The 14,353-nt window shown below is 60.7% G+C and carries 12 protein-coding genes; all 12 read right to left on the bottom strand.

The window, feature by feature from the left end; translation table 11 throughout:
- Window positions 1-20: 20 nt before the first annotated feature.
- The 12 genes from BCY88_RS16215 to BCY88_RS16160 all read right to left on the bottom strand — a co-directional run bounded on the left by BCY88_RS16215 (window position 21) and on the right by BCY88_RS16160 (window position 14,203).
- Entirely contained in the window at window positions 21-2,753 is a 2,733-nt protein-coding gene (locus BCY88_RS16215; RefSeq protein WP_120345267.1) for a fimbria/pilus outer membrane usher protein, read from the bottom strand.
- A 132-nt stretch (window positions 2,754-2,885) separates the two neighbouring features.
- Entirely contained in the window at window positions 2,886-3,611 is a 726-nt protein-coding gene (locus BCY88_RS16210; RefSeq protein WP_473087148.1) for a fimbria/pilus periplasmic chaperone, read from the bottom strand.
- A 94-nt stretch (window positions 3,612-3,705) separates the two neighbouring features.
- Window positions 3,706-4,272 carry a fimbrial protein gene (locus BCY88_RS16205; protein WP_120345266.1) on the bottom strand — a complete coding sequence of 189 codons (567 nt, stop codon included), beginning with the start codon at window positions 4,270-4,272 and terminating at the stop codon, window positions 3,706-3,708.
- A 386-nt stretch (window positions 4,273-4,658) separates the two neighbouring features.
- Window positions 4,659-6,044 carry an MFS transporter gene (locus BCY88_RS16200; protein WP_120345265.1) on the bottom strand — a complete coding sequence of 462 codons (1,386 nt, stop codon included), beginning with the start codon at window positions 6,042-6,044 and terminating at the stop codon, window positions 4,659-4,661.
- A 136-nt stretch (window positions 6,045-6,180) separates the two neighbouring features.
- Window positions 6,181-7,620: an NAD-dependent succinate-semialdehyde dehydrogenase gene (locus BCY88_RS16195; protein ID WP_120345264.1), complete on the bottom strand. Its 1,440-nt coding sequence runs from the start codon at window positions 7,618-7,620 to the stop codon at window positions 6,181-6,183.
- Window positions 7,617-8,654: an aldo/keto reductase gene (locus BCY88_RS16190; protein ID WP_120345263.1), complete on the bottom strand. Its 1,038-nt coding sequence runs from the start codon at window positions 8,652-8,654 to the stop codon at window positions 7,617-7,619. The genes BCY88_RS16195 and BCY88_RS16190 overlap by 4 nt, the downstream gene beginning before the upstream one ends.
- An 82-nt stretch (window positions 8,655-8,736) precedes the next feature.
- Window positions 8,737-9,261, bottom strand: coding sequence for a formaldehyde-activating enzyme (gene fae / locus BCY88_RS16185; protein WP_120345262.1), 525 nt, complete (start codon window positions 9,259-9,261; stop codon window positions 8,737-8,739).
- A 627-nt stretch (window positions 9,262-9,888) separates the two neighbouring features.
- Complete coding sequence (locus tag BCY88_RS16180; RefSeq protein WP_120345261.1) at window positions 9,889-10,179, bottom strand: H-NS histone family protein; 291 nt, start codon at window positions 10,177-10,179, stop codon at window positions 9,889-9,891.
- A gap of 203 nt (window positions 10,180-10,382) precedes the next feature.
- Window positions 10,383-11,582 (bottom strand): serine hydrolase domain-containing protein, encoded by a 1,200-nt coding sequence (locus BCY88_RS16175; RefSeq protein ID WP_120345260.1) that lies wholly within the window; start codon window positions 11,580-11,582, stop codon window positions 10,383-10,385.
- A gap of 92 nt (window positions 11,583-11,674) precedes the next feature.
- On the bottom strand, window positions 11,675-11,878 hold the full coding sequence (locus tag BCY88_RS16170; protein WP_120345259.1) for a hypothetical protein: 204 nt from the start codon (window positions 11,876-11,878) through the stop codon (window positions 11,675-11,677).
- Window positions 11,879-12,387: 509 nt separating this feature from the next.
- The gene (locus BCY88_RS40375; RefSeq protein ID WP_120345258.1) at window positions 12,388-12,648 is read right to left on the bottom strand and encodes a hypothetical protein; all 261 of its coding nucleotides are present in this window, start codon (window positions 12,646-12,648) and stop codon (window positions 12,388-12,390) included.
- Between the two features lie 88 nt (window positions 12,649-12,736).
- On the bottom strand, window positions 12,737-14,203 hold the full coding sequence (locus tag BCY88_RS16160) for a sigma-54 interaction domain-containing protein (RefSeq protein WP_120345257.1): 1,467 nt from the start codon (window positions 14,201-14,203) through the stop codon (window positions 12,737-12,739).
- Window positions 14,204-14,353 lie beyond the last annotated feature (150 nt).

The following is a 14,353-nucleotide window of genomic DNA, read 5'->3' as shown; positions in this document are numbered from 1 at the left end:
AAGTCCGCACGTTTGAGCTGTCAGCGGACCTGAACCGGCTCAGCCCCACCCACGCAGTGCCCCTCAACCGACAAATAAGCCGCCCCCGCCTTACCCGTCGATTTCGGCAACACGTAATCAATCCGGCACTCTTCGGAAGCCGCCGAACCCCACTTCACAAACAACGAGCCTTTGTCTTCCAGACCACGCGCAAAAATCCGGCTGTCCTGCGCAACAACGCCCACGTTGTGTCCATTGCCGTCAACCACGTCCGCACCAAACGGCAGCGCCTTATCACCAAGCTGCGGAGCACGAATCAGCGCCGCACGCCCGCTCACCGTCTTGTACTTGATCATCACCACCGAGCCGAGACGCGGCACGGCCTGCTCTGAAGTCGATTCGAATTCGACGTCGGTCGACGTTCCCTTCGGGTCGATGTCCACGACATTCATGCCGTAAGGCGTCAGGTAAGGCACCACCGCAAAGCCGCGGCTATTGAGCTTGACGCCCGGCGCGCTGCTCACGCTTGCGCCCGCTGCACCCGGTGCTTCGACAATGCCGAACGTATCGCCAACCGTCTGCGAGAAGGTCACGCCGCCCGGATGCGCGACGACCGTGCCGCTGATACCGGCCGACACCTGGCTCGAACCCGAGCCCGCGCTTGCCGACGCGGTCATCTGCGCATACGGCGCGCGCCATGCGCCGCTCACGCCCGTGTTGGCGGAGCTGCCGCCACTCGCGCTGCCATACGTGCCGTACGCGTTGTACGAGTACTGGTTGGCATCGCCGAGCGAGCCGCTCACGTTGGCTTGAAGGTTGGTGCTGCCACCCGAGCTGGACAGGTTCGTCGACATCAACGGCGCATGCTGGCTGTGGCCAAGCGGCAGCGTCGTGCTGAGCATGACCTGGTTGGACATCGATCCGTTAGCGTTTCGAGTACGTCCTGCGGTGATGCTGTACGTGCCGTATTTGAAACTGTTGGTATAGCCGGCCTGATAGAACATATCGCTGCCGTCGTGATTCCAGTACTGCTGCGCCGATGCGCTCAGGAACACGGTCCCGTGATCCTTGAAATTCTGGTTGACCGACAGCTGGAAGCGGTTGCGCTGGCGATAAACCGTGTTCGTATCGCCGCCGTGCATCGCGAGATCGCGCACCGAAGCTGCATCAGTCAGATTCATGAAACCGGCGGTCGAATAGCGGTAGGCCGCAACCGAAATGTTGGTGCCCGTCGGGTCGATGAACTTGCTGTAGCCAATGCGCAAGCTGCTGCCGCGCATCGTGCTCTGGTTCGGGACTTGCGTCTGTGCGGCGGTCACGTCAGCCGAGAACGCGCCGAACTTCGTGTTGAGTGCCGCGCCCACATCCGCCGCCACGTAGCCGTTCGCAGCCACGCCGCCGCCATAGGCCGTCACCATGTTCGTGAGCCCGCGTTGCAAGGTGAACTGCGCGAAGGTCGGCTTCGTTTCGAGCGTATCGTTACGCAATTGCCCGGCCGTTACCGAGAACCGCGTGGTGCCCGGCCGAAGTGATTGCGCAACCGAGGCGAAAGGAACCGTAAAGGTCTTCGTACGGCCGTCTGCTTCGGTCACCGTTACATCGAGGTTGCCGCCGTAGCCGGTTGCGTAAAGGTCGTTGATTTCGAACGGACCAGGCGACACGCTGGTTTCGTAAATCACCTGGTTGTTCTGACGGATCGTCACACGTGCATTCGATTCCGCCGTACCACGCACCACGGGAGCGTAGCCACGCAGCGATTCCGGCAGCATGCGGTCGTCAGTGGCGATCTGCGCGCCGCGGAATTGCACGCTGTCAAATACGTCACCTGTCGTGTAGCCATCGCCCACCGTCACTTGCGACTTCAACGCTGCAACGTCGTGCTGCACATAGGTCGCGATGTTGTCGAAATGCGTGCCCTGGCCGGTCTGTTGCGACACCGACGACTGATGACGGAAATGCCACGCGCCGATGTTCACGCCGGCGTTCAGGCCCAAATAACTTTGCGTCGACTGCGTGCCTGAACCCGCGGTGTGATAGGTATTCGCGTTGTAGCTCACGAAGCCTGCGTTCACACCGTTTTGCCACATGTCCGGCGGCACATAGCCTCGTGCGGCGTTGCGCATATATTTCTGCGGCACGCTCAGCGTAAGCTTCTGTTCTGAGAAATCGAAGTCGACGGCTGCGTCCGGCACCGTTGCGGCAAGGTCGAGACATTCGTCGGCGTTGGCGGCCTCGGCAGACTGCTTGCTGGCGGTCGCATCAGCGTTTGCGCCAGCGGCGGCATGCGTGTCTCTGGCTGCGGCTTCGGCAGCTTCAGCAGCTTCAGTTGCCTCAGTAGACGCAAGCGCCGGCAGCTTTGCACCGGTGGTCGCTGCAACCTTGGCGAAATCGACACCAAGCGTTTCGAGCATCTGATGACTAAAGCACGCGCGCGCGCTTTGTCCGTCGCGAGTCGCCACGAAGCGCACATCCTGGCGCGCCACACGAACATCGTTGACCCAGAGGTCGACGGAGTACACACCCGGCTGCACCATATTGCCGCGCGCAAAACGCGAAACGTCCACGGTTTGCTTCGGGTCCGTACGCAGAAACGTCGTGTCGAACTGGACAGTTGCACCGGCGTCACTCGCTTCTGCTGCATTCACGCTCGCCGACTGAACGCCGCCCAGCACCGCGAATGCCGACATGACCACTGCGGCAACGGGGCTCAGGCCGAACGGACCAGAGAATTCACTGGTGCGAACATGCGACTGATGACGAGGTGAGAGCTTCATGATCTAACTCAATTCCAATGTTCGCGACAGGCGTGAGTCGTCCCCATGCGTTGCCTGTGCAACGCACGCCGTGGTCGAGAAGGATTTGACGATGGGTGGAAGGCGGCCGCCCGCCCGGCAAGCTACCGCGGTCTATTGACCGAGCGTCGCGTCGCCATTGATGGCGCCACCGTAATCGCTGATTGCGGTGTAGTGAACCTTCGCACCTGCCGGTACTGCATTCATCTTTGCGACGGGCAAGACCACCGACGCGCGCGGCGCCACCATGCCGCCCTGTTCATTCTTGAAGGTATGCCCACCGCTTTCGACATCGACTTCGCTAAACGACACGTAGTACGGCGTCGGATTCGACACGCTCACCGCCTGACCCTTGCCATCCGGCGACGCGGCAATCTTCCAACTCAACTGCGCAGGCGCTTCCTCAGGCTTGCCAGGCAGTTTCGCCGGACGCACGAACACCTTGATGCGCGTGCGGTAGGCCATTTGCAGCGAGTTGACGCCGGTCGCACCGCTCGCCTTCGGCGGAATATCCAGCACGTTGAGCCAGTAGACCGATTCGCGATCCTGCGGCAGCGCTTCGCCGCTATACATCACACGCAGGGTTTGCGCTTTCGCCGGATCCATGCGGAAGATGGGCGGCGTAATCACAAACGGCACCTTGACTTCGCCGGGTTTTGCATCCGGGTTGCCATCGTCCATCCATACCTGCACGAGCGACGGGTTGTGGCTGTCGTTATCGAGCTTGACCGTGACTTCGCGCTGCTCGAGCGGATACACCACTCGCGTACCACCGATCGTCACGCTTGCTTGTGCGCTGCCCGCAAGCAGCGCACAAGCAAAACCGATTCCTATCGTCATTTTTCCGAGCAACTTCATCACATCACCTCTAAAAATAATCTTGAAATAAGGCCATAAAAAAGCGTTCGCCTGAGCGAACGCCTCAGCCAAACGCTTACTGATACTGCATCGTGTATTGAACGTTCGTGCTCACGTTGCCGGGCGTAGCCTTGCCCGTTGCGTAGTACTGCGCGAAATACTTCAGGTTCGCGCTGCCCGTGGTGATCGTCGCGCCGTTGCTAGCGATATCGTTGTTCAAACCGGTCACGATGTTGATCGGTTGCATCGATGCATTCAGCAGACGGACTTCAACGTTCGTGGCGGGGGTCGTGCTAGCCTGGTTCGTCAAATAGCCGTTGCTCTGGTCGACGGTCGAGCCGTTTTCGAAGGTGGCGATGGCCTTGGTCGCACCACCTGTGCAGCCGGTCAGTGCCATCGTGATATCGGTCGGGCCCGACGTACCACCCACCGTACCTGCTGCCGAGAGCGCGCCAGCCGAAACCGTTGGCAGCGTGACTGCCACGTCGGCAGCGGTACCCGATGTCTTGCCGTTGATCGAGCAAGTGGTGTTCGACAACGTGCCAGTGATGGTGATCGTGCCGTCCGCCGCCTGGGCGCCGAGCGATGCGAGACCCAACAGACCGCCGGTTGCGATCACAATTGCGGGGAGGATTGATTTCATGTTTGCTGCTCCAGTAAGTTAAGAAAATTATTGAATCAACAGCGAATCGATATTGGGTGAAATTCGCCATTTGCCCCTGGGCGCTCCAATGTTCTTTGCCGGGAAAATGGCGGTCTTGCTTCGAACTATTGGCCTCTCGTTCAGGCGCAAATTCATATTAAGTTTTCGAGATTCGCAAGTACTTAGGAGAATTCCGATTTAGATAGGAATCGCCCTACACGAAACGCGATTTCGTCCGACGGCTGCACGCTCGCGCGAAGCAAGTCGTTAGGACGTTTCCTAAAGATTCAGAAGAAAAGACGGCTCAACCAGGATTCGGCGCCACAAATAGAAAACCCGCCGCATCGTTGCCGATGCGGCGGGTTTTCTTAAAGCGTTCAGGCGGGCTACGCGCCGCTGGCTTCGTTCAGCGTCAGGTGCTTCGTCTCAGGCGCCCAGGCGATCGACACCACCATGCCGATCAGCAGAACAGCTGCGAGCACCATCATGGTCGCGTGGAAACCCAGATGGACGATGCCAAGCGGCAGCAGGAAAGTGCCGACCGCCGAACCGAGGCGGCTGCACGCAATTGCAAGTCCAACGCCGCAGGCGCGCACTTCGGTTGGAAAGCACTCCGGCGGGAACACACCGACCAGATTCGAAAAAGCGGACATCGTCAGCGTGAAAATGGCGAACGCGACGATCATCGCGAGCGTTGCGGATTCCGGCAGCACACTCAATGCGATCAGCGACAGGCACGTCACCGCAAACGAGCCGATCAGAAACACGCGGCGCGATAGCTTGATCGTCAGCCAGATGCCGATCAGCGCGCCCAGCACCAGGAAACCGTTCAGCAGGAAATCCGCGCCCGAACCGTCGTTCAGGTGAATGGCTTTAAGAATGGTCGGCAGAAACGTATAGATCGCGAAGTACGGAATCACCAGGCACACAAAAAAAGCGCAATTAAAGATCGTTCTGCGGATCAGGTCCGGCTTGAACAGGCGCATGAAGCCACCATGCGCGTGCGAGTGACCGTCATCGCCTGCATCGAGTGTTACGTTTGGACCGAAGTGCTTGAGCACGATTGCTTTGGCTTCGGCAATGCGTCCCTTGCCATACAGCCAACGCGGTGACTCCGGCGTGCCCATGCGCAAGATCAGCACGATCAACGCTGGAACGCCCGCCGACGCAAGCAGCCAACGCCACGCATCTGGCGAGGCGTCGGCATAGTACATGCCGAGCACATTCGCCACCACGTAGCCGACGGTCCACACCACGCTGAACGAGCCAAGCAAGGTGCCGCGATGCTTGCGCGGCGAGAATTCAGCAAGGATCGCGTGTCCAACGGCAAAGTCGCCGCCCATGCCGAAGCCGATCAGCACACGCAGCAAACACAACTCGAGCGGCGATCGCACGTAGAACTGCGCAAACGCCGCCGCGGTGATGATGAGGAAGCTCAGTAGAAAGATCCTCTGCCGTCCCAGCCGGTCCGACAGCCAGCCAAACACGAGGCTGCCGACAAAGATGCCCATCAACGCAGAGCTGCCGATCATGCCCATCCAGAACGCGTCGAGCGGCATCTGGCGATTCAGCGACGCAAGCGCATAGCCGATCGTGCCAAGTGCGAACCCTTCGGTAAAGTGGGCACCGAAAGTGAGTCCGGCGATCTTGACGTGGAACGAGTTCAGCGGAACGTCGTCAAGAGAAACGGGGCCGCGCGCGGTTGCTGCCGCCGTGTGCGGCGTAGTGGGGGCGAGGCCGAGAGTGGCCGCCTGGATATCCTGATTGCTCACGCTGTCTCCTTCGTTATGTTAGCCACCTGGCGCGGGAGGTTTTTTTGCCGATGTGCCGGCGCCGCACCGGGCTGCGTCGTTCGCCTCACGCGTGCAAGTGCGTGGTGCTGCGTGAGGCGAAGGCGTAGGTTGACGATCAGCGTCCGAGGCCGCCCATCAACATGTACTTCAGTTCGGTGTATTCATCGAGCCCGTACTTCGAACCTTCGCGACCAAGGCCCGACTGTTTGACACCGCCGAAGGGTGCGACTTCGGTCGACAGAATGCCCTCGTTGATGCCGACCATGCCGCTCTCCAGCGCTTCAGCAACCCGCCATGCGCGCGCGAGGTCGCGCGTGTAGAAGTATGCGGAGAGACCGAACGGCGTGTCGTTGGCGGCGGTGATCGCTTCGTCTTCAGACTTGAAGCGGAAACACGCCGCGACCGGTCCAAAGGTTTCCTCCTTTGCGATCAACATCGAATCAGATGCGTCGACCAACACGGTCGGCTCGTAAAACGTGCCACCGAGCGCGTGCGGTTTTGCGCCGGTCAAAACCTTCGCGCCTTTTTGCAGCGCATCGGCGACGTGCGCTTCCACCTTCTTCAGCGCCGCCTGATTGATCAGTGGACCTTGCTCGACCTCGCCTTGCAACGCATTGCCAACGCGCATCTGGCGCACGGCTTTGGTCAAGGCCAGTGTGAACGCGTCGTAGATACCGTCCTGCACGTAGAAGCGGTTCACGCACACACAGGTCTGTCCGGTGTTGCGAAACTTCGAGGCCATCGCACCTTGCACGGCGGCGTCGATATCCGCGTCGTCGAAGACGATGAACGGCGCGTTGCCGCCAAGCTCCAGCGACAGCTTCTTCAGCGTATCGGCCGACTGCTTTGCAAGCAGTTTTCCCACCCGTGTCGAGCCGGTGAACGAGAGCTTGCGCACCACTTCCGATTCAGTCAGCACGCCGCCGATCGCCACGGCATCGCCGGAGACGATATTGAACACGCCAGCCGGAATGCCCGCTCTGTCAGCGAGCACGGCCAGTGCGAACGCCGACAACGGCGTCTCTTCCGACGGCTTGAGCACCATCGTGCAGCCCGCTGCGAGCGCAGGGCCGGCCTTACGCGTAATCATCGCGAGCGGGAAATTCCACGGCGTGATCGCCGCGACCACGCCCACCGGTTCGCGCGTGACGATGATCTTCGCGTTCGGATTCGGGCTGGGGATCACGTCGCCGTAACTGCGCTTGGCTTCCTCGGCGAACCATTCGAAGAAGCTCGCCGCATAGCCGACTTCGCCGCGCGCCTCGGCAAGCGGCTTGCCTTGTTCGAGCGTCAGCAGTTCGGCGAGCGCGTCGCGGTTCTCGAGCATCAATTCGCCCCAGCGTTTGACGCGTGCGCCGCGCTCCTTTGCGGTCAACCGACGCCACGCCGGAAACGCACGCTCGGCTGCGGCAACGGCCTGCTCCGTTTCCGCAGCGCCGCCTTTGGCGACTTGAGCGACGATCTCGCCGGTCGCGGGATTCAGAACGGGATACGTGCTCGCGCTTTCGTACCACTCGCCACCAATGTAATGCCCTGTGCGGAGAAATTCGTTCATGCCGCCTTCTCCAGATCCTCGACGAACGCGCCTTGCGCAAGCCGTGGCTCGCGTGCGATGCGTTTGCCCGCGGTGTAGTCATTGATCAGATCGCACGGCGTGTAATTGCGTTCGAGCTCGAAGAGCTCGTCCGCACTGAATTTCGTGCCGAGTGCCGCCAACGCGCTGTCGAACTGCGCCGGCGTATCCGCACCGACCAGCATGCTCGCTACGCCGCCGTGATTGAGCACCCAGGCCTGCGCAATCTGCGCCGCCGACACACCACGCCGCGCCGCTACGCGCGCCACCGACGCGGCAATCTCACGCGACGCCGTATCGCCGTACATCTGCGCGGTGAAGAAGTCGGTCTGGTTACGCGTCGAGTTAGGATCGCAAGTCAGCAACCCGCGAGCCAGCGGACTGAACACCGACACGCCGACGCCCTGATCCTGGCAGTACGGAATCATCTCGCGCTCTTCCTCGCGATAGGCAAGGTTGAGTTGCAACTGCATGTTGATCGGCTTGTGCCAGCCGTTGCGCTCGCACACTTGCATGATCTTGGCGAACTGCCACGTGTACATCGTCGATACGCCGATGTAGCGAGCCTTACCCGCGCACACGATGTCGTTGAGCGCACCCATGGTCTCTTCAACAGGCGTATTCACGTCGAAGAAATGCAGCATGTAGATGTCGACGTAGTCCATACCGAGACGTGTGAGCGACGCGTCGATGCCATCCATGATGTGCTTGCGCGAGTGGCCGCCGGCGTTCTGATACGTGCCCATGTCATAACCGACCTTGGTCGTCACGACGATTTCCTCGCGGCGGGCGATGCGCTTCAGAATGCGCCCCACCACTTCTTCACCCACACCTGTCGAGTAGAAATCAGCGAGGTCGATGAAATTGACGCCGGCTTCGAGCGCGTGACGCACGATCGGCTCGCTCTGCGCTTCATCGAAAATCCACGGCTTCCATTGCGGCGTGCCCATGTTCATCGTGCCAAGACACAGACGCGAAACCTTCAGGCCCGAGTGGCCAAGGCGAATGTATTCCATAGTGCTTGTCTCCTTCCTGATCGCATCCAGTTGCGCAAGCGGTCGCGCGGCACTCACGGCGCGCGAACCGCGTCGCGTGTGATTAACGTTGCTTCGGGGTGTAGAACGGATTCGAAACTTCGCGCGCGGCGGCGAACACTTCGTCGCGATGCGGCAAACCCTTCATCGCAGCGAGGATCGCGTTCTTGCACGCGCGGTAGTTGTTCTCGAACACGGCGTCGAGGTTGTCGGTGCCCGGGTTGACCCAGTTCGCCGACACCACCACCCAATCGTTTTCCGCTTCGGGCGGCAACGTGCCGTTCTCCAGCGACTCGGCCACCGCCTTTGCGATGCCGGCCTGCGAAGCGCCCCACGTTGCGTTGCCGTGGAAGTCGCTGCCGATCTGCGCCTTGTTCACATACAGCGTCAACGGCTTGGTCGGCACGCCCGGCCGCGCGATCACGACGAACGGCGCATGCCCGGCGGAAGGCGTCGCCAATGCGGTGGCGAAGGCTTGCCCTGCCGGCCCATTACGCGGACCGACCAGTACGTTGATGTGCGCGAGGTTGACGCCGGGGCCTTCGAATCCTTCGCCGATAAAGAGTTGTTTGTCCGTCGATACGCTCATGGTCTTTCCGTCGAGGTTGAGTGGATGACCGATTGTGCGGTTCGGTCTGCGCGACCATGTATCGATGAGTTTTGATCCGGGGTATGAGGCGAACTCATCTCCGGGTTTGCCCCGGGGCGGCCTGGAAGGCGATCAGATGGTGGATCACATCGCGCACGCGAACGAACTCAAAGGTGAGAGTTTTCGGGACTCGCGATTGCGAACCTCGAATCGCGGCGAAAGGTGAACAGACCCGCGGCCGCTCACGCACCAACGGCGTGAAGTTCAGCAGTCCGGCAAGGTCGGCGGAAAAGGCAGCGAGAGAACCGCGAGGCAGCATCCACGATTCTTCGGATCGCCTGGAAACGCCCGTCAGCAAGGGCTGGCGCGGATTTCAAGGATGACCCTGCAGTCACGAGTTACTGCGCGGTGATCGTGCAGCAAGGTGCGTCATCCGACAAAACCAGGCTCACCGAAATAACCAATCCTTGCCCGGGGTGTCTGGAGAAATTCACGGCGCGCGTTGCACGCTCACGTGAAAGGTGAGGGTTTTCGGGACCCGCGCAGCGGTGCGAGAAAAACCCGGCACAACTTCACTTCGAAAGAAACCGGCGCGTTGCGAACGCAAGCGCCACACAGGAAAGGGCTTCAGCCTTCGATCAGAAAGCGCTCGCGATTCTTGCCTGCGAGCCAGCCCGGCGAGCGGCCACGGCCGCTCCAGGTCTCACCGGTTTTCGGGTTTCGGTACTTGGCTACCGATACCGTTTTGCGCCCCGTTGCACGTTTGCTCGTGAAACCCAGCTCTTCCGCCGTGAGGTCGTATTCGGCGACCTTTTGCTTGATCTCCGCGATCGCCTGTGCAATTTCTTTCTCGCGCGCCACCGCGACTTCCTTGTGGAGCTTCTCGAGCTGGGCAGTCAACTGTTTGTACGAAGGCATGACAGGTACTCCGATCGATTTGACGAATGCAGCGCGGACGCCTCCTGGGAAGTCGTCCTGGGGGACACTATCAGACGAAAAAAGTGCCGGATAGAGCGGCCCGCGCAGGGCGGCCCGCCAACGTAGCCAACTCATGCGACCACCGAGCGCCGCGCGATTAACCACCGTTAAAGCTGCCTGCTCACCTGCCGTGGCCGACGCACTCAATCGTCAATTGCATCGTACACGCGGCGTTCGAAATCGACCGACATCGGGAAGGGTTCGACAGCACGCCGCTGAATCAGCATGATACCGATCAGGTCTTCCACCGGATCAGCGAACCAGCTTGTGCCATACGCACCCGGCCAGCCGAACGACCCGATGGAGCGATAACCGAGCGGCAGTTGCTGCGCCGGATCGTCGACGATGGACAAACCAAGTCCGAAACCCTGGCCCGCCCACATCACTTGACCGAACGCCGGCACGCGGCGCTGGTCGCGGGTCAGAAAATTCGAGCGCATCAAATCGACCGAGCGATGCGACAGCAAACGTGTCGACCCGACGCGCCCACGTCCTAACAACAATTGCGCGAACTGCAGATAATCCTGCGCCGTGGAGACAAGACCTCCGCCGCCGCTCTGGAACCGGCCAGGGTTCGCCCAACGGCTCGCCGACGCATGGTCTTCGACCACACGCCGCTGCGTGTCCGGCGCGACGCCATAAGCCGTCGCCAAACGCGCGAGTTGCGCGTCGGGCACCCAGAACGCCGTGTCGCGCATGCCGAGCGGTTCGAAGATCCGCGTCCGGAAAAAGTCGCCGAGCCGCATGCCGCTGACGCGCTCGATCAGTACACCCAGAATGTCGGTCGCGATGCCGTAGTGCCAGCGCGAACCGGGCTGAAACATCAACGGTAAGCCGGCTATACGTTTTAGCCACGCGTCGGCGTCGCCCCGCGCTTCAATGCCGTTGAAAGCCGCCGCGTAAGCCTCGGCCAATGGACCGGTAGCGGTGAAATGATATGCATAGCCGGCGCGATGCGTGAGCAGATCGAGCACGGTAATCGGCGCTCTGGCCGGGTCGGCTTCGTCGAGCGGGCCGGTGGGGTCGCGCAGCACGGAGGGCGCAGCGAGTTCAGGCAGCCACAACGAGATCGGCGTATCGAGAGCGAGCCGATCCTCTTCGATCAGCATCTGGATCGCCGCGCTCGTAACCGGCTTGGTCATCGAGGCAATGCGAAACAGCGTGTCGCGCGCCATGGGCAACTGCGCCGCTTCGTCACGCAAGCCAAGGGGCTCGAAATAGCCGATTTCCCCACGCCGCCAGACCAGCGAAACGACGCCCGCAACCTCGTCGCGCGCCACATAGCCTTGCATGGCGTTCGTAAGCGCCGTCAGCCGGACGGCCGAGAGTCCTGCAGTGTGCATGCTCCTCCTGATGTCAGGGCGTTACGTTCCCTTATTTCTCAGGAAACGTTACCTGATCAGACGGTACACGTCACCCTCCCTCCTGTGGGAGGTCACGTCTTTTTCCGCTCCTCCAGAGCCGACAGGGCTGCATCGAGCCGCTTGACGCGACTGGCCTGCGCCGGCACCAAAGCGGCCCCGGACACCAAAGCGATGCGGTTGCGCCAATAGGACAGTGGGATACGGTCTTCAGCAGAGATATGCGAGATTACATGCTCAAGATGTTCGATGTCTTTTTCGAGTTGATGGTGATTCATTGTTTTCCCCGGAATTACTCATTGGACTCGTTTAAAAAAGCATAAAGCGTGCCGCAATTACATCATCTCGTCACTCAGCAGGAAAATCTTTCTTAAGCCGTTAATCCCACCGGCGTGAATCCGGCAAAATCTGCATGTATTTTTTAACTTTGAACCGGTGGAATGAGGATACGGCGAAGAATCTTCGCGTTCCGTTAGGTGCCGCACCGACCGGGGCTAATGGAGAACCCGGAGGGTTTTGTTATCGACGCGCGCGATATAACTAATAGTTTGCGCATGGCCCAATAAATATTCAACGCGCATCATAACCGTTTTCAGAAATGCGCATTGGAGCCAGATATTTATAACGGCCATATGCATATTGCGCGACATCAGCTCGCCGCATGGCAGGGTCCGTTCAAACTGGACTTGCGCTGGGAGGGAGACGACCGCCCACGGTCACGGGTGGGCGACAGGATAAAGAAAGGAAATTGTCATGCGCGTTATGCCAGTTGTCGGCTGGCATAACGTCATTTTGCGCGGCAGGCGTATATCAGACTGAGGGTGCCATTCTCGGTGGACTGGCGCACGACATCGAAGGCGCCGCCGCAAGCCGCGTTTGCCTGCTGCGAGCAGGAGTCGGAGCCGGCTGGACATTGAACCAGCGTAGTCGGGCGGCCGTCCGACAGAAACAGCGGGGCGCTGCTGCTGCAACCACTCAGCAAGGCGATTGCGGGAAGCGCCAGCGCAGCACAGGCACGGCGCGCGAAAGAGGGAAGGCTGTGTTTCATCTGGAAACCCCGATCACGTCTTGTTTTTCGATCACGCGATTGTGCCACGCGGCCATTGCAGTGCGTCATTCGATGTCGCCGTACTTTGTCACACCTCGATGCCATATGCCGCGATCTTCTTATAGAGTGTCGCGCGACCCATGCCGATCTGCATGGCCGTCTCGATCACACGACCGCCGTTGGCGCGCAAGGCGTCGCCCAGGTAGCGCTTTTCGAACGCGGCCATGGCGTCGCTCCATGACATCGTCTGGAGCGACGCCGATGCAGTGTCCGAAGCGCGCGCCTCAGAGACCATGGATACCTGCGGACGATGGCCGCCATGTGACGGACCGATAAACGGCGCCAGCGCACGCGCATCGATTCGCTCGCTGTCCGAGAGCATCACCGCCCGCTCCAGCGTATTGCGCAACTCGCGTACATTGCCGGGCCACCCGTACGAACACAGCAGTTGCAATGCGTCGTCCTGCAATTCGAAGTGGCTGGCGCCGCGCGCTTGCGTCGACAGGTCCTCGAGCATCGCGTAGGCAAGCGCCTCGATATCGGATAGACGCTCGCGAAGCGCCGGCGCCTGGATCGTCAGCACGTTCAGCCGATAGAACAGGTCCGCGCGGAAACGCCCCGCCGCGACCAGCGCCGGCAAATCTGCCGAGGTCGCGGCGATGATCCGTACATCCGCGCGCACGATCCGGTTCGAACCAAGCGGCTCGAACTCCTTGTCCTGCAGCACGCGCAACAGCTTGCCCTGCAAAGGCAGCGGCATGTCGCCGATCTCGTCGAGAAACAGTGTGCCGCCGTTCGCAAGCTCGAACTTGCCGACGCGGCCCTTGCGGTCGGCGCCGGTATAGGCGCCCGCCGCGGCGCCGAAGAATTCGACTTCGAGCAAGGTGTCCGGAATCGCCGCGACGTTAACGGTCACGAGCGGCTGATTCGCCCGCGCCGATCCACCGTGAATGGCATGCGCCAGCAGTTCCTTGCCCGTGCCGGTTTCGCCAAGCAACAGCACCGGTGACTCGAGTTGCGCGGCGCGGCGCGCCTGGCGTTTCACCTCGAGACTAGCCGCGCTCGTACCGACAAAGCTGCCGAACGTGTACTTCGCCCGCCGGGCTTGCGCGAGCGATTGGCGCGTCGCGATCAGCTCTTCCTGCACGCGGGAATAGTGAGAGAAAAGCGGCGTGAGCGCCTTCAGTTCGTCGAACAACGCGAAACCCACCGCACCGACCGTTTCGCCCGCGTCGTCTTTCAACGGCAGCCGCGTCACCACAAGCGGCTCGCGATCCGTTTCGAGGATATCGAGCAGAATCGGTTTGCCGGTGTTCACAACCTCGCGCATCAGGCTGTTGGGAATCACCTCCTCGCAATCCCGGCCAATGGCCTGCTCCGGGTCCGAAAAGCCGAAGCGCGCCGCGTAGCGCTTATTGATCCAGACGACGCGCGCCTCGGCGTCGACGATGAACGTGCCTTCGCTGAAATTTTCGAACGTACGGAACAGCGATTCCATCGCCCGGCGGAGTACGTCGCCGTAGGTGGCAGGAAGGCCCGCCCAGTCGTTCATCATGGTGTCGCTGTCTCCGGCTAATGTTCTATTTATGCATGTCTCATTTTGTAGACAGATTATCTCATCAGCGAGATCGCCAACAGGCTTATTGCATAAGGGTTTAACCGCAGTTCAGCCTATATTCAGATGATTTGCATCCCGATTTGGAGA

The organism is Paraburkholderia fungorum, assembly GCF_003610895.1.
GTDB lineage: Bacteria > Pseudomonadota > Gammaproteobacteria > Burkholderiales > Burkholderiaceae > Paraburkholderia > Paraburkholderia fungorum_B.
The sequence above is the reverse complement of the archived record's forward strand: the minus strand, read 5'-3'. Positions and strand labels throughout refer to the sequence as shown.

What these genes read in the sequence shown, in the direction of transcription:
- BCY88_RS16215 (WP_120345267.1), bottom strand. Translation starts at nt 2,753, where the DNA reads ATGAAGCTCTCACCTCGTCATCAGTCGCATGTTCGCACCAGTGAATTC.
- BCY88_RS16190 (WP_120345263.1), bottom strand. Translation starts at nt 8,654, where the DNA reads ATGGAATACATTCGCCTTGGCCACTCGGGCCTGAAGGTTTCGCGTCTG.
- fae (WP_120345262.1), bottom strand. Translation starts at nt 9,261, where the DNA reads ATGAGCGTATCGACGGACAAACAACTCTTTATCGGCGAAGGATTCGAA.
- BCY88_RS16180 (WP_120345261.1), bottom strand. Translation starts at nt 10,179, where the DNA reads ATGCCTTCGTACAAACAGTTGACTGCCCAGCTCGAGAAGCTCCACAAG.
- BCY88_RS16195 (WP_120345264.1), bottom strand. Translation starts at nt 7,620, where the DNA reads ATGAACGAATTTCTCCGCACAGGGCATTACATTGGTGGCGAGTGGTAC.
- BCY88_RS16205 (WP_120345266.1), bottom strand. Translation starts at nt 4,272, where the DNA reads ATGAAATCAATCCTCCCCGCAATTGTGATCGCAACCGGCGGTCTGTTG.
- BCY88_RS16175 (WP_120345260.1), bottom strand. Translation starts at nt 11,582, where the DNA reads ATGCACACTGCAGGACTCTCGGCCGTCCGGCTGACGGCGCTTACGAAC.
- BCY88_RS16170 (WP_120345259.1), bottom strand. Translation starts at nt 11,878, where the DNA reads ATGAATCACCATCAACTCGAAAAAGACATCGAACATCTTGAGCATGTA.
- BCY88_RS40375 (WP_120345258.1), bottom strand. Translation starts at nt 12,648, where the DNA reads ATGAAACACAGCCTTCCCTCTTTCGCGCGCCGTGCCTGTGCTGCGCTG.
- BCY88_RS16160 (WP_120345257.1), bottom strand. Translation starts at nt 14,203, where the DNA reads ATGATGAACGACTGGGCGGGCCTTCCTGCCACCTACGGCGACGTACTC.
- BCY88_RS16210 (WP_473087148.1), bottom strand. Translation starts at nt 3,611, where the DNA reads ATGACGATAGGAATCGGTTTTGCTTGTGCGCTGCTTGCGGGCAGCGCA.